This window comes from Halorussus pelagicus, from assembly GCF_004087835.1.
Taxonomy (GTDB): Archaea; Halobacteriota; Halobacteria; order Halobacteriales; family Haladaptataceae; genus Halorussus; species Halorussus pelagicus.
The window spans coordinates 2,041,020-2,056,451 of sequence record NZ_CP035119.1; the positions used below are offsets into that span (position 1 = coordinate 2,041,020).

Consider the following 15,432-nt stretch of genomic DNA (forward strand, 5'->3'; position numbering starts at 1 on the left):
AGTCACGTCTTGGCCCGCTCCTCGCGCAGAATCTCGTCGTAGAGTTCGGCCTTCGAGTCGTAGAACCGGTAGAACGTCCCGTTGGCGACGCCCGCCGGGTCGGTGAGGTCCGCGATTGTGGTCCCGTCGAGTCCGCGGCGAGCGAACAGGTCCCGGCCGGTCTCTCGGAGCGAGTCGCGGATGCGCCCGCGCTCGTCGGCGTCGAAGCCCCGCATCAGATGTCCCTCCGGCGGAACCACCACGCGCTGACCGCGACGAGCGCGGCGGTCCCCGCCAGCAGGACGAGCGCGCCCGCCCAGTCGTACTCGCCGCCGACCAGAATCGCGGTCGGGTCGTAGTACCGGGTCGGGCTTATCGCGCCGAGCCAGCCCGCGTCGGCCGACTGGCTGACCGTCTCCAGCAGGAAGAGCGCGAAGATGGCACCGAGACTGCCGCGCTTGGCCACGTCCGAGTCGTCCACGACGACCGAGAGGAGCAGGCCGATAGCGCCACAGGCCAACAGATACGGAATCGACAGCAGGTGGACCGCGACGAGGTCGGCGACCGGAATCGTCTCGCCGATGGCGGCGACAGCGGCGTACACCGCGACGCCGACGACGAGGTTGACCGCGACCACCACCGGCACCAGCGAGACGAACTTCTCGACCACGACGCGCCGCCGGGAGACGGGGGCGGCGAGCAACACGTCCATCCGGCCGCGCTCCACGTCGCCAGCGACGAGGCCGCCCGCGACGTACGCGGTGTAGATGCCCAGCAGGAGCAACCAGAAGAACTGGTAGAGTTCGACCGCCAGAAAGCCCTCGATGGTGGTGATGGAGAACGCGCCCGTCGCGCCGAACGCGGTCTGCATCGCGGGCGGCAGACTCTCCATGTACGCGTCCAAGTCCGCGCCAGAGGTGGCGATAGAGGGAAAGAGCGCGACGAACAGGACCGACATCACGGCCAGCAGGAGTGCCAGCACGAGCGCGCCCCGAATCCTCCGCTCGGACTCGTAGGTCGCCACCTCAAGCATCGGTCTCACCGCCCGCGGACGCGGCGGCGGTCGAACCGTTCGGGGTGCTCCGGTCGGCCGAGTCGTCGTAGAACTTCATGAACACGTCTTCGAGCGGAGCCTCCTCGATTTCTACGTCCACCACGCGATAGTTTCGGAGGTGGTCGAGCAGGGCGTCGTACTCGCCGGTGAACATGAACGAGGCGTCGCCGTCGCTCGCCTCGAAGTCGTGGACGCCCGGCAGGTCGAAGTCGGCGGCGTCGAGGGTCGATTCGACGCTGACGGAGACGTGTTTGCCTGACCGGTCCAGTAGCTCTTCGACGCCCTCCATCGCCACGAGGCGGCCGTCGCGGATGATTCCCACGCGGTCACAGACCTTCCGGACCTCGCTGAGGATGTGACTGGAGAAGAAGAACGTCGTCCCGCGGGCCTGTTCGTCCTCGATGAACTCGTAGAGGCGTTCCTGCATCAGGGGGTCCAACCCCGAGGTCGGTTCGTCCATGATGACGAGGTCCGGGTCGTGCATGAACGCCAGCACGAGCGCGAGTTTCTGCTTGTTGCCGGTCGAATACTCGCCGACCTCGCGTTCGACCGGCGGGTCGAAGCGGTCAAGCAGGTCGTCGCTCCGCTCGTCGCCCTTGAGCGCGGCGTGGTAGCGAATCAGTCGTCGGCCGGTCACGCCCTCGTCCAAGCCGGGACTGCTCGGCAGGTAGCCGATTCGGCGCTTGGCGTCCACGAGCGCGCTCTCGTCGGTCACGTCGCGGCCGAGAACGGTCGCGGACCCGCCGGTCGGCGCGACGAACCCGAGCAGGGTCCGGATGGTCGTGGTCTTGCCCGCGCCGTTCGGGCCGAGGAAGCCAAACACCTCGCCGGACTCGACCTCGATGGAGAGGTCATCGATGCCGCGGGTGTCGCCGTAGTATTTCGTCAACCCGGTCGTTTCGATGGCGGTCATTCCCGATAGGTCACCGCGTGAATCGATTAACGTTTTGGTCACCTATTCACGAAGTCGGAACTGTCGATTGTCGCGGGACCGCGCCCGAAGTGGAACAATTCTTTCACCCTCGGGTCCCACGGAGGTGTATGAGCGACGACCGACTCGACGACCTCGACAAACACATCATCTACTCCCTCCAGAAGAACGCTCGCAAGGCCTCTACGAGTACCATCGCCGAACAGGCCGACGTGTCGGCCAGCACGGTCCGCCACCGGATTCGGCAACTCGAAGAGTCGGGCATCATTCACGGTTACTGCCCGTCCATCGACTACGAGGCGGCCGGGTTCCAACTCCTGACGCTCATCATCTGTACCGCGCCGATACCCGAGCGCGAGACGCTAGCCCAAAAAGCCAAGAAGGTCGAGGGCGTCGTCGCGGTCCGCGAAGTGATGACCGGCCACGAGAACATCCACGTCGAGGTGCTGGGAACCGACGGCGACGACCTGAGCCGAATCGGTCAAGAACTCGACGGTCTCGGTCTCGAAATCGAGGACGAGGACCTGATACGCAACGACTACGACAATCCCTACGAGGGATTCCGGACGTTCGACGCCGACGAGTCCTGAGTTTTCTCTTCCGTTCTGCAACCGGTTTCGGTAGTGTAACGCGACAGTCTCCGGTTCCGTCTCGACACGCCCGTCTTTTGACGGAGCGTTAATATAGAAGGCACATCTCCCCGAACCGTCGAAAAATCCGATGATTTTATGCCTTCTCGGGGGCAACGGTCGGTTGATGGAACCATGAGTTTACAACGTTCCCAGTCACCAGTAGCGGATTGCGGAATCGAGAGACCTGCCACGCGGCGGCGAACTGCACCGGTTCAGACCTACGGAGGTGAGTTCGGATGTCCCGCGAAAGACCGACCGCCGGGATAGCGTCCGCCGTCGGATTCGGGGGGAACGCCCGCGGAGGTAATCGCGCTCTCGTCGCCGGTGGGGGTCACATCGGTCGGACGGTGGCGTCACACCTGAGCGATGACTACGACGTTGCGTTCGTCAGTCGAAATCGGCGGGCGGTCGAACGCACCGAACGCGACGGTATCGATTCCCGACACGTCGAAGAGATGGACGCGGCCGCGTTGGGCGAGATAGGTGTCGAAAACGTTTCGGTCGCCATCGTCGCCTCGCCGGACGAAGCCGTCAATTTCCTCGTCGCGCAGTTGCTCCGCACGAGATTCGGCGTCGAGAACGTCGTCCTTCGGGTTGACGACTGCGAGAAAATGGACTCCTTCGACGACCTCGACGTGGAAGCCGTCTGTATTCCCGACCTGCTCGTTGAGGAACTGGCCGCTCGACTCGAATCGTTCGCCGATGATGTCGCCGAACCCTGACTACAAATGCCGAAAGAACTCGAACGAGACCTCGGACTGTTCGCGGTAATTGCGATTAGTATCGGTGCGATGATCGGAAGCGGCATCTTCATTCTGCCCGCACTCGCACTGAAGTTAGCGGGACCCGCCGTCATACTGGCGTACTTCGTCGCGGGCTTGCTCGTCGTTCCCGCGGCGCTGAGCAAGGCCGAGATGGCGACCGCGATGCCCGAAGCCGGTGGCACGTACATCTACATCGAGCGCGGTATGGGACCGCTCCTCGGAACCGTCGCCGGACTGGGGACGTGGTTCTCGCTGTCGTTCAAGGGCGCGCTCGCGCTGGTCGGCGGCGTCCCCTATCTCGTTGTGCTATTCGACCTGCCGATAAAGCCCGTGGCGCTCGGTCTCGCGGTCGTCCTCATCGCCGTCAACATGCTCGGAGCCAAGCAGACCGGCCGCCTGCAGGTCGGTATCGTCGTCGCCATGCTCGCCGCGCTGGTCTGGTTCGTCGGCGGCGGGGCGGGGTCGATAGCGGCGGTCCAGTACGACGGCTTCTTCGATAAGGGCGCTGGCGGCGTGTTCGCGGCGACGGGACTGGTGTTCGTCTCCTACGCGGGGGTGACGAAGATAGCCAGCGTCGCCGAGGAGGTCGAAGACCCCAGCAGGAACATCCCGCTGGGCATCCTCGGGTCGCTCGGATTCACCACGCTCCTGTACGTCCTCATCGTCACCGTGGTCGTCGGCATCGTCCCCGGCGAGGAGTTGGCGGGGTCGCTGACCCCGATGGCTGACGCCGCGCAGGTCGCGCTCGACCGACCCGGCGTCGTCGTCGTGGTCGTCGCGGCGATACTCGCGCTCGTCAGTACCGCCAACGCGGGGATACTCTCGTCGTCGCGCTACCCGCTGGCGATGAGCCGCGACAAACTGATGCCGCCCTCGCTCAGCACGATCAGCGAGCGATTCAACACGCCGACGCTCGCCATCTCGCTGACCGGCGGCGTGATGCTCGCGCTCATCGCGTTCGTCCCTGTCCTCGACATCGCAAAGCTCGCCAGCGCGTTCCAGATTCTCGTGTTCGTACTCATCAACATCGCCCTCGTCGCGTTCCGAGAGGGTGACGTGGAGAGCTACGACCCCGACTTCGAGTCGCCACTCTACCCGTGGATGCAGGTCGTCGGCGCGGTCGGCGGTCTCGCGCTCCTCACCCAGATGGGGACCATCGCGCTCGTCGGCGCGGCGGTCATCATCGCCGCGTCCGTCGTCTGGTACTTCGCGTACGTCCGCGGGCGCATCGAGCGCGAGGGCGTCGCCAGAGACGCGGTCCGTCGGTCGGTCGGTCGCCGCGCCGTCGAAGAGACTCGCTCGACCCTCTCTGACGCGACCGGGTACGAGGTGCTGGTGCCCGTCACCGAGGAAACCAGCGAGGAGCGCGAGGCGTCGCTGTTGAGCATCGCGGCCGACCTCGTCCGACAGAGGGGCGGGACGGTCCGGGTCGTCCAGTTCGACGAGGTGCCCGACCAGACGCCCCTCGAACGGGCGTCCGCCGAACAGTCGGCGGCCGACATCGAGTTCGAGGAGCGAACCGACCGACTCGCGGCCGACGTGGACGCGTCGGTCAAGTACGGCGAAATCGTGAGCCACGACACCAAGCACGCGATAGTCAACTTCGCGTCCCACCACGACTCAAACCTCATCGTCCTCGAACGCGACTCGCCCGAGGTGCCCCAGACGCTGTTCGCCGACGACTTCGAGTGGATACTCGACCACGCGCCCTGCGACGTGCTGGCGGTCGGCGGCCACGACCTCGGGTCGGTGAAGACGCTCGGCATCGTGACCGACAGAGGGCCGTACGACTCGCTGAAAGTCGGAGTCGCCAACGCGCTCGCCAGCGAGACGGGCGCGATCATCGAACTGCTCTACCCCGTCTCGCCGGACGCCAGTCCGAAGCGCCGCGAAACGCTCCGGGATTACCACGACGAAATCGCGTCGGTGTGTTCCGTGCCGGTCGAGTCCACGCTCGTGGAGTCGGACGGCGACACGCTGACCGACCTCACGAACGCGACCCGAGCGGTCGATCTCGTCGTGGTCGGCGACGACGGCGGTCGAACCCGTCGGTCGCTGTTCCGGCGCGACCGCGACCAAATCGCCGACGAGACGGCGACGCCGTCGATTCAGATTCACGCTCACGACTCCCGTCGACCGGGACTGTTCGGTCGATTGCTGGAACGGGTCGCGTTCTAAACTCCGAAGAGAACGAAACTGCCGTCGCCCGCCGATTCAGACCGACTCGGCGGTCGTCTTCTTGGCGTCCTTCGCGCCCTCGACGGTCTCGCGGACGGCCTCACAGCCCTCCTCGTGGACGAGATCGCCGACGACCACGGTATCCGCGTGTTCGGCCATCGTGCGGGCCGACTCGTAGTCGTGGATGCCGCCGCCGTAGAACAGCGTCGCCTCTTCGAGCGCGTCCGCGGCGGCCGCGACGACCTCGGGGTCGCCGAAGGTGCCCGAATACTCGATGTAGACGATTTCCTGCCCGAACATCTCCTCGGCGACTTCGGCGTAGGCCGCCACGTCCTCGGGGGTCTGGTTGCAGTCGGCCTCGGTGAGTTCCGCGACGCTGGCGTCGGGGTTCATGATGATGTACGCCTCCGTCGTGGTGCGGTCCCAGTTCACCTCGTCCATCCGGACCCACTCTTTGTGCGCGCCGGTAATCCACGACACCGCCCCGGCGTTCAACACGACCGGCACGAGATAGCCGTCCAGCGCGTCGTCCTCGACGACGACGGCGGGGTTGCTCGGTTCCTGATACAGCGGCACGTCGTACTTCGCGCAGGCGTCGATGACTCGCTGCATCTTCTCGGTGGTCATGTCGAGGGTGCCACCGATTTCGAGGGCGTCGGTGCCGGTTCGGCATACGTCCTCGAAGGTTTCGCCCTCCACGAGCGTCTTGTCCGGGTCCAGTTTGACGATGTGGTCCCAGTCGGTCCACGAACTACTCATTGTTGGTGTAAACCGTACTGGGTGCTAAAACCTCTTCGGAACCGACTCTCAAAGCAGACTAAATCGAGCAGGTCCGGCAGTCAATACCTCGATAACCGCAGTAACGTTCGATGATCTGATGACCGAGCAAAGTGGAAATGGCGAACTCACAACTCGTCAACATATGATAGATATTATAACATGCGTTTTATTAGTCTGTAGTATGGATTAATTGACATGGGAAATGAGAAAATATCCCGTCGAGCAGTGTTGAACAATGCGGCGAAAGCAGGCGGAGTCGGAGCCGCAGTGTCGTTCGGAGCCATCGGGAGCGTTTCTGCGACTGGTGAAATAGAGAACGATTCTGTCGAGACACAGTGTGCTGACGGAGACTATACGGTTATCGACGAGTGTACCTGTGTGGACCTCAACAATCAGTGCGAGGACCCGCCAAACAGTCCAGCCCTTTACTATCAAGTCAACTGGGAAAAGCGCGAGTACTGCGACGGTCAGACCGTCTGGTACGCCGCCAGTGCTAACTGTGGCTACACGGCCGACTGTTCGCTTCCCAAATGTAACTCAGACCAGAGTCGCCCCTGCGACGGCGTCTGAGAACGGTCTGGACGCAGTATTTTGCCGAAGAGAGTGAGACGTGACGAGCTCTCGGCTTTCCGATTATCTATTAGTCCGCCTTCGCCTGCCAGCCGCGAAGTCGGTCCTCGCTCACGCCCTGCACTTGCGAGGCCACGCGCTCAACTTCGGCGTCTTTCAGGTCCTCGATGCTCTCGATACCGGCCTCCGAGAGCTTTTCGGCGGTCTTCGACCCGATGCCGTCGAGCGATTCGAGGTCGCTTCCCGACTCGCTCTCGCGGGCTTGGAACTCCCGATAGTTGCAGATGGGACAGCCCAGTTCCCACGGTTCGTCGCCGCTGTGTACCACCAACTCCGGCAGGTCGTGTTCCTCACACCGCTCGTCCGTGACCTCGATGTCGCCCCGGCGCGGGAGCGGGAGCGAGTAGTCACAGTCGGGATACCGGGTACAGCCCACGAGCCGCGAGCCGTTCTGGAGGTGCTTTATCGCCAACTCGCCACCGTCCTCGTCGGCGGTGTCACCGCCTTCGTCTCGTTGCTCCTCCGGCCCAACGCCCTCGCCGCACTCCGGACAGACGCCAATCACCTTGTCCTCCTGCTCGTCGGCCTCCTCGGCCTTGCAGAGCGGACACCCGTGGACGAACGTCTGGCGACCAGCGAGCATCTTGACGTGGCGCAGGCCGTGGTCCCCACACTCCTCGTCCAAAATCAGGGGCTTGCCCGTGTTCGGGAGCGGCAGAGTGTACTCGCAGTCGGGGTAGCCGTCGCAACCCACGAAGTGCGACCCGTTCCGGCTCTGGCGCACCAGCAGTTCGTGGTCCGACTCGGGACAGGGACCGAGTTTCTTGTCGGCCTTCAGCGACTCCTGTAGCAGGTCGCCGACCTCCTCGCGCGACTCGCGCAACTCGGCGAACACCTGCTCCAGATACTCGCGGGACTCGTCTGCTACCTCGCTCAGGTCGGCCTCGCCCTCCGCGATGGCGGTCATGTCCTCCTCCAACTCGCGGGTCATCTCCTCGCTGACCACCAACTCCGCGAACTCCTCGGCCGCCGTGACGACGGCGTCGGCCAACTGGGTCGGCCGCGGCGGATCGCTCTCGATGTAACCGCGGTCGTAGAGCTTTTCGATGGTATTGTGTCGGGTCGAGTTGTGGACGATAACGCCGCCTTCGACCGCGAAGTTCGGTGCAGTCTCGTCGATGGTGAGGTCGTACACCCGTCCGTCGTAGTCGCGCGCTTCGACGTTCGTGACGGTAACGGTCGCCGGTCGCCGCTGTATCGTCGCGTAAATCGAATGCTCGAAGTCGGCTGCGGAGTAGTGGAAGCTTCGGTTCCCATCGCGGCTACGATTGCTTCCGTCGATTCGGGTCTCGATGTGGCCTTCCTCGTCGAGTTCACTGAGGGCGGTCCGGACCACGGCCACCGACTCGTTTAACGACTCGCTAAGTTCTTCCGAGGTCATCTCGTCTACTGCGAGCGCTTCGAGTACGCGAGCCTTCCGTCGCATGACTGGGTAGCTGTCGAGTCGGTCGAGACCCCGATAGAACTTCTCGTCCGCGGCAATCGGAATCTCGTCGAGGAATCGCTCCAGATTCCGACGACCGCGAACGTAGAGCTTGTGCTGACTCTCGTTCAGCATCGCATCTATTCTCATCCCGTCGAGCATCGTAGAGACGCTGCGCAGGAGTTCGTGGTCGGTGTTGGAGATGAATGCCTTCCCGTCCGTCGAGATGTGGCCTTCGTCGTCGAACAGCGCGCCGACGAACGCCGGACGGAGTGCTTTCGGTACGCGGGGGCAACCGTCCTCCGTGACCGCATCGAGAACGAACCGAATAACTCGGCCGAGTGCTACGGGGAGCTGAACCTGATACTTCTGCTTGTGGTGGTCTTTACGCCCCGGTCTTTCCGTCACGTTCGGGTCGAAGCCGAAGACGGATTCGATGTCGGAGGCGAACCGCTCAATGAGCCGTCGGTCCGTGTTGTGATACCGGACATCCACCGTGTTCTCCGCTTCGTTGACGTGAACCGACCCGTCGCCGAGAAGATTCCCGAGTATCCTCGCTAGCTCCGGACTCCACTGAAGCGGGAACGGATTCGAAAACGTGGCGTCGTAGTTCAGCCCGTGGAGTTCGTCCGGTCGAATTCCGAGTTCGCCGAGAATCCACGCCGGAACGTCCTTGTCGTCGTTCTCGAAGTGCGAAATCTGGGCTCGGTACGTTCCGATTCGGTCGGCGAGTTCCTGCTGAGTCGCGTCGCTCTCCCGACGATACTCTGCGAGTGCTTCGTTGCAGTCCACGCCGTAGAGTTTCGACGATATGTCGCAGGAGGACACGAACTCTTCCCACGTCGCTACTATCCCCTCGCACTCGTCGGGTACCGCTGGGATTTGGCGCGACGCTATCAACTCGTCACCGTCACTGAGTTCTGCAACGGGAACGACCTGAATCTCTCCGTCGATTCGGGCGTACACCGGGTGGTCGTCGGTCGCCGAGAATCGCCCGGCAGTGGTCGTCACCTCGAAGACGCGTTCGTCGGTCTCCATCGGACGAGCGCTCACCAACGTCTTCTCTCGCTCGGTCAGCCGTTCGGTACGTTCGTTTAGAGAGAGGACGGTCGGCCCGTCGTCGGTGACGGCGATGTCGGTATCTCCGTCGGCCATCACCACTTGGCCCTGCTCGAAGACTTCGGCTATCGGCTTTCGTTCGATGTCGTCGCCATCCTCGACGAGTACCTCGGTGTCTCCGGTCAGGCATTTCGTCCCAATCCCCATCTTCTCCATCGTCTCGATAAGCCGCGACTGGCCGTATCGGCGGGGCGGTTGGGTCTGCTTGTCCTCGATGCGGGCCGCTGTGACCGCCAACTCCTCGCCCTCGGTCACGTCCGGCACGTAGTTCTCGGAGGTGTTGAAGTAGGGGTAGACCGCGTGGTAGCCTTCTTCGAGGAGGCGCTTGCCGTTGGCCTTGAGTGTGTGGTCGCCCACGCCCGCGACGACTTTGAGGTGTTCCCACGTCGCGGACTCGGCGACGGTGGCGAAGAAGCGCCGGACGACGAGTTCGTAGATTTCCCACTCGTCGTCGCTCAGTTCGCCCTTCGCGGGGATGTCCTCTGTCGGGTGAATCGGCGGGTGGTCGGTGGTCTCCTCGTCGCCCTCGGTCGGTTCCAACTCGTCGAGGTCGAGCAGGTCGTCGGCGTCGTCGCCGAAGTGGTAGTCGCCCGAGAAGGCGTCGAGCAGTTCCTCGGGGTCCAAGTCGTCGGGGTAGACCGTGTTGTCGGTCCGGGGGTAGGTCATGTACCCCGCGGTGTAGAGGTCTTCGGCGATGCTCATCGCCTGCTGGGCGGAGTAGCCCAGACTCCCCGCCGCGCGAATGAACTGCGTGGTGTTGAACGGCGCGGGCGGGTCGTCGGTTCGAGTGCGCCGGTTGACGCGCTCGACGGTCGCCGCCGCGGCCGACTCCAGCGCCTCGAAGACGGCCTCCGCGGTGTCCTCGTCCCAGACGCGTTCGGCCTCGTTGTCGTCCTCGTCGCGGTAGAAATACTGCGCTTCGAACTCGACGACCTCCTCGTCCTCGCCGTCCTCGCTGTCGCTCTCTTTCAGCAGATCGGCGAACAGTTCCCAGTAGTCCTCGGGGTCGAACGCCTCGATTTCGCGCTCGCGGTCCACGATGAGTTTGAGCGTGGGCGACTGCACCCGACCGACCGAGATGAAGTCCTCGCCCAGTTGACGCGAGGAGAGCGAGAGGAACCGGGTGAGCGCCGCGCCCCAGATGAGGTCTATCTCCTGTCGGGCCTCGCCCGCGGCGGCCAAGTCGAAGTCCAACTCGTCGGGGTTCTCGAAGGCGCTCGTGACTTCGTTGTCCGTAATGGAGGAGAATCGGACCCGGCGAATCGGGACCTCCTCGTTCACCTCGCGGACGAGTTCCCACGCCTCCTTGCCAATGAGTTCGCCCTCGCGGTCGTAGTCGGTCGCAATCGTCACGGTGTCGGCCTTCCGGGCCAGCAGGCGAAGCGTCGAGACGATGTTCTCCTTCGTGGCCTTCTTCTCGATTGGCGCGTCGATGAGTTCGACGGGTTCCACGTCGCGCCAGTCGTTGTACTCGTCGGGGAAGTCCACGCCGACGACGTGGCCCGAGAGACCGATACAGCGGCGGCCGCCCCACTTGTAGACGTTGACGCCGTTCTTGCGCTCGGCCTCGGCCGACTCGCCGCTCAGAATATCGGCGATGCGTCTGGCCGCGTTGTCCTTCTCGGTGATTATCAGCTCCATGCCTCACCTCCGGCCTCGGTGGAGTGCCCGGCCTGCGGGGGTCGCTCTCGGGGGCGTCGCCCGCCGCTCGGGGGTCGCTCGTCGTCCATCGTGTCCCCGCTAGGACAAGTGAATTGGTAAAGCTTTCGCCGCGAAAATCGCCAGAGGGCGGCGGCTCAAGGCGCGTACGCGTCGGACGGGTGCGTGCGAGGACGAGTGCGCGGGCACGCAAGGTTCATCGTCTTCGGGCGACGTTCGATTTCGTAGTAGTCGTCCTCCGGTCTCGCGCGGTAAACAAAAAGGTCGATGACACCGGGCAATTGGCCGCCGTCCCCGTCAACGCCGTAGGCGTCCCACGTCGCGGGCATGAACTGCATCGACCCGCACGCGCCCGCGCCGGTCGCCCCGGTTTTCTTGAGAGCGTCGCGTCGTGATGGTATGGCACACTTTCTATTTAATATATAACTAAGATTTTAATATTCTTTAAAGTAATAAATAGCGAGTCTCCTCGACGGAAACACCGACGGCGAGAAGGCTCTCCCAAATTTCGACAGCGGACGACCTCACGAAGGTTTATCTCTGAAAACGGGACCAACCCCTCCCATGACCTGACGACCGCCGCGAGGGCGTCGAGGCGAGAGCGCGGTGCGCCCCTCGCGGATGCAAACCGGTACAAAATCGAATCGTAATCACGCACCGCCTGCTCGCCTTCTCTCTCCCGACACTTCTCAATCGTCGCTTGCGGGCCTACTCGTCCAGTCGCTCGCGGAGCAGTTGGTTCACCGAACCGGGGTCGGCGCTCCCACCGGTCTTCTGCATGACCTGCCCGACGAGGAAGTTGAGCGCGCCGCCTTCGCCGGTGTGGTAGTCCTCGACTGCGTCGGGGTTCTCCTCGATGGCCTCCTCGACCGCACCCTCGACTGCGCCCTCGTCAGCCTTGCCGAGACCTTCGCGGTCGATGACCGTCTCGGGGTCCTCGCCCTCGTCGAGCATGTCGCGCAGGACGACCTCCTCGGCGTTTTTCGTCGTAATCTCGTCGTCGGCGACCAACTCGATGAGGTGCATGAACTCGTCGAGGCGACCCTCCACGTCCGTAATCGCCATGTCGCGGTAGTTGAGTTCGCCCAGCAGGTTGTCGGCGACCCACGTCGCCGCGAGGTCGGGGTCGTACTCGCTGGCCACGTCCTCGTAGAAGTCCGCGACCTGCTTCGTGGAGGTGAGTTTGCTCGCGGCCTCCTCGCTCAGGCCGTACTCGTCGCCGAATCGCTCGCGCCGAGCGTCGGGGAGTTCCGGGATGTCCAACTTCTGCTTCCAGTCGCTGACCCGGAGCGGCGGCAGGTCGGCCTCTCGGAAGTAGCGGTAATCCTTCTCCGCTTCCTTCGAGCGCATCGAGACGGTGACGCCTCGGCCCTCGTCCCAGTGGCGAGTCTCCTGCTGGATTTCCCGGCCGCGCTTGACCGAGTTCTTCTGGCGAGTCGCCTCGTAGGCCAGTGCCTTCTCCGCGCCCTTGTGGCTGGAGATGTTCTTGACCTCGGTCCGGTTGGCGGCTTCGAGCGCCTCGTCGCTGATGTCGCCGTCTTCGCCGATTTCCTCGGCGGGGACCACGCTGAGGTTGGCGTCGATGCGGAGGCTCCCGTCGCGCTGGCTGTCAAACACGCCGAGGTATTCGAGGACTTCCTCCAACTTTGCGAGGAAGGCCCGGACTTCCTCGGCCCCGCGGAAGTCGGGGTCTGTCACGATTTCCATCAGGGGGACGCCAGCGCGGTTGTAGTTGACCAGCGTGTAGTCCGCGCGGTCGATGGCCCCGCCCTCGTGCTGGAGGCTTCCGGGGTCCTCTTCTAAGTGCGCGCGCTGGATGCCCACGGTGCGGCGCTCGCCGTCCACTTCCACGTTGAGTTCGCCGTCCTGACAGACCGGCGCGTCGTACTGGGTTATCTGGAACCCCTTCAGCAGGTCGGGGTAGAAGTAGTTCTTCCGGTGGAACGTCGTCTCCTCGGGAATGTCGGCGTCGATGGCCTTCCCGACCTTGACTGCCGACTCGACGGCGGCCTCGTTCAACACCGGGAGCGCACCCGGCAGACCGAGACACACCGGGCAGGTGTGGGTGTTCGGTTCGGCGTCGGCCACGTCGGTCGAACAGCCGCAGAAAATCTTCGTCTCCGTCTCCAGTTGAACGTGGACCTCCAGTCCGATGACGACCGCGAGGTCCTCCTGCTGGATAGCCTGTGCAGTCATTACCCGCCAGTTTGCGGCCGGGCCGCTAAAGACTAACGAACGAAGGTTCATTACCCCGGAGTGAGCAAGTGCAGGAAACGTGAAGGGCCGGACGAAGTTCGCGGTACTGATGCTGGTCATCACGCTCGCGCTGACCGCGGTCGTCTACGGCCAGTTCGAACTGGCCAAAGACCGGTCGGTCTCCCAGATGCGGGAGAACGTTGACCAGACTGCGGTCCAGACGGCCGATCAGATAGACGCCCAGATTCGCCGCCAGAAAGACTACATCGGCTTCTACGCCTCGCGGCCGCGGGCCAGCGACTTCGACCGGTCCGACGAGTTCCTCCGCGGACTCCTGACCAACCCGTACGTGTTCGGCGGACAGGTCGTCTCGGCCAACGGTACCGTCGTCGCCTTCGAGGGCGACGTTCGCTCCGGGATGCGCCGCGAGACCATCGGCGACGACATCGGCGACCGGCCCTACGTGCGACGTCCCGCCCAGACGGGCGAGACGTACGTTACGGACCCCGAGCGCATCGAGGGGACCGACCAGTATATCGTCGTCGTCAGCGCGCCCATCTTCGAGGACGGCGAGAGAGTCGGCGTCCTCGCGGCCGCACTCCCCATCAACGAGTTCACGTTCCTCACGATGGTGCCGCCGCTTGAGACCGACGTGCGGACGGTCTCGATCCAAGCGGGCAACCGGACGTTCCACGAATCGAAGATGACCTTCGCGGACAACGTCTCCAGTACGGCGACCGTCATCTCCACGGGGTGGTCCGTGCGAGTCAGTCGGAGTCGAGCGGCGCTGGACGCCCGCCTCTGCCAGATGGCGATACTACAGGTCGGGAGCCTCGTGTTGGTGCTGTCGCTGGTCGTCGGACTTGCGGTCTGGGAGTACAACGCCAACATCCGGCAGGCCGAGAAGCTTCTCGACGGCTTTCAGTCGCTCCGCGAGGGCGACTACGACCACACACCCGGTCTCGGGTCGGGCGAGGAGTGGCACCAGATACGCGAGGGATTCGACGACCTCGCGGACGCGCTGGCCGCCCGCGAGGCCGAAGTCCGGGAGCGCGAACAGCGGATTCAGGTGTTCAATCGAGTGTTGCGCCACAACATCCGCAACGACATGACCGTCGTGGCCAACTACGCCGAGTTCGCCGTCGAGGAGTCCGACGACCCCGCAGTCCGGAACGCGGCCGAGAAAATCGCGGAACACGGGTGGGACCTCGTGGATTTGGGCGAGAAGGCCCGTCGTCTCGGGACCGGAATGGAGGGCGAGGGCACCGAACCGGTCGAGACCGACGTGGCCGCCGTCGTGACCGACGTTGCGGCCACGGTCCGCGAACAGTATCCGGAGGCCGACGTGTCGGTCGAGGTCCGCGACGAACGGTCGTCGGTGGCCATCCCGGCGTTCGACGCGGCAGTCGAAAACGTCTGTGAGAACGCGGTCGAACACAACGATACCGACGACCCCACGGTGTCGGTCGCCGTCGAGACGATAACCGAGGACGGCGAGGAGTGGACCCGCGTTGCGGTCGCCGACGACGGTCCCGGCATTCCGGCCCACGAGCGCGCAGTCCTGACCGACGGCGAGGAAACCGACCTCGACCACGGAAGCGGTCTCGGTCTCTGGCTGGTTCACTGGGTCGTCGAGCGCTCGGACGGCCGCTTGTCGTTCGCCGAGAACGACCCCCGCGGGTCGGTCGTCCGGATGGACCTGCGGCCCGCGGACGGTGACTGAGCGTTCGACCACCCGCAAAAAAGTAACCAATCCGACATACGTCTGACGTACGTTTATGGTTCTGCCGTGGGGCAACACGGACATGAGCGACCAAGGCGAGCGCGTCGAGGAACTCGAATCGAAAGTCGAGCGACTCGAAGCGACGATTCAGGGACTCACCGAGGAGTTAGTCGAAGTTCACGACCGACTCGAAACGCTTGAAGAGAGCGGCGCGACCGAGACGGCGACCGCGAGTCCGTCGCGCAAGTCCGGACCTGACGGGACCGAAACCGCGGAAAACGACGAGGCTAAAAGCCAAGAGTCCCAGAACGAAGACGAGACGGGGGAAGATTCCGGATTAGGCGACGACATCATCGTCGCGTAA

The 15,432-nt window shown here is 63.9% G+C and carries 13 protein-coding genes; 6 read left to right on the top strand and 7 right to left on the bottom strand.

The features are described 5' to 3' along the window. Positions 1 to 2: 2 nt before the first annotated feature. The 3 genes from EP007_RS10225 to EP007_RS10235 are packed head-to-tail and all read right to left on the bottom strand — an operon-like array spanning position 3 to position 1,946. Positions 3 to 215 (bottom strand): TetR/AcrR family transcriptional regulator, encoded by a 213-nt coding sequence (locus tag EP007_RS10225; protein WP_128477558.1) that lies wholly within the window; start codon positions 213 to 215, stop codon positions 3 to 5. After that, entirely contained in the window at positions 215 to 1,012 is a 798-nt protein-coding gene (locus EP007_RS10230) for an ABC transporter permease subunit (RefSeq protein WP_128477559.1), read from the bottom strand. The genes EP007_RS10225 and EP007_RS10230 overlap by 1 nt, the downstream gene beginning before the upstream one ends. Continuing rightward, complete coding sequence (locus tag EP007_RS10235) at positions 1,005 to 1,946, bottom strand: ABC transporter ATP-binding protein (RefSeq protein ID WP_128477560.1); 942 nt, start codon at positions 1,944 to 1,946, stop codon at positions 1,005 to 1,007. The genes EP007_RS10230 and EP007_RS10235 overlap by 8 nt, the downstream gene beginning before the upstream one ends. A 128-nt stretch (positions 1,947 to 2,074) precedes the next feature. Between EP007_RS10235 and EP007_RS10240 the strand changes: the two genes are divergently transcribed. From EP007_RS10240 to EP007_RS10250, 3 genes are all read left to right on the top strand, one after another. Next, positions 2,075 to 2,554, top strand: coding sequence for an Lrp/AsnC family transcriptional regulator (locus EP007_RS10240; RefSeq protein ID WP_128477561.1), 480 nt, complete (start codon positions 2,075 to 2,077; stop codon positions 2,552 to 2,554). A gap of 278 nt (positions 2,555 to 2,832) precedes the next feature. Continuing rightward, on the top strand, positions 2,833 to 3,318 hold the full coding sequence (locus tag EP007_RS10245; protein WP_128477562.1) for an NAD(P)-binding protein: 486 nt from the start codon (positions 2,833 to 2,835) through the stop codon (positions 3,316 to 3,318). A 6-nt stretch (positions 3,319 to 3,324) separates the two neighbouring features. Next, positions 3,325 to 5,538, top strand: coding sequence for an amino acid permease (locus tag EP007_RS10250; protein ID WP_128477563.1), 2,214 nt, complete (start codon positions 3,325 to 3,327; stop codon positions 5,536 to 5,538). Positions 5,539 to 5,574: 36 nt separating this feature from the next. Here the strand turns inward: EP007_RS10250 and EP007_RS10255 are convergent, their stop codons facing one another. Beyond that, the gene (locus EP007_RS10255) at positions 5,575 to 6,297 is read right to left on the bottom strand and encodes a phosphoglycerol geranylgeranyltransferase (protein WP_128477564.1); all 723 of its coding nucleotides are present in this window, start codon (positions 6,295 to 6,297) and stop codon (positions 5,575 to 5,577) included. Positions 6,298 to 6,513: 216 nt separating this feature from the next. On the opposite strand from EP007_RS10255, the gene EP007_RS10260 reads away from it, so the two are divergent. Further along, entirely contained in the window at positions 6,514 to 6,888 is a 375-nt protein-coding gene (locus EP007_RS10260; protein WP_128477565.1) for a hypothetical protein, read from the top strand. 70 nt (positions 6,889 to 6,958) lie between these two features. Here EP007_RS10260 and EP007_RS10265 read toward each other — a convergent pair whose 3' ends face one another. From EP007_RS10265 to gatB, 3 genes are all read right to left on the bottom strand, one after another. Next, on the bottom strand, positions 6,959 to 11,131 hold the full coding sequence (locus EP007_RS10265) for a DNA topoisomerase I (RefSeq protein WP_128477566.1): 4,173 nt from the start codon (positions 11,129 to 11,131) through the stop codon (positions 6,959 to 6,961). 155 nt (positions 11,132 to 11,286) lie between these two features. Further along, complete coding sequence (locus EP007_RS10270; RefSeq protein WP_368408103.1) at positions 11,287 to 11,571, bottom strand: lytic murein transglycosylase; 285 nt, start codon at positions 11,569 to 11,571, stop codon at positions 11,287 to 11,289. A 286-nt stretch (positions 11,572 to 11,857) separates the two neighbouring features. After that, a complete protein-coding gene (gene gatB / locus EP007_RS10275; protein ID WP_128477567.1) occupies positions 11,858 to 13,345 on the bottom strand; it encodes an Asp-tRNA(Asn)/Glu-tRNA(Gln) amidotransferase subunit GatB in 1,488 nt (495 codons plus the stop codon). A gap of 79 nt (positions 13,346 to 13,424) precedes the next feature. On the opposite strand from gatB, the gene EP007_RS10280 reads away from it, so the two are divergent. Beyond that, on the top strand, positions 13,425 to 15,068 hold the full coding sequence (locus EP007_RS10280; protein WP_128477568.1) for a sensor histidine kinase: 1,644 nt from the start codon (positions 13,425 to 13,427) through the stop codon (positions 15,066 to 15,068). Positions 15,069 to 15,150: 82 nt separating this feature from the next. Continuing rightward, positions 15,151 to 15,432, top strand: a complete 282-nt coding sequence (locus EP007_RS10285; RefSeq protein ID WP_128477569.1) for a DUF7518 family protein — start codon at positions 15,151 to 15,153, stop codon at positions 15,430 to 15,432.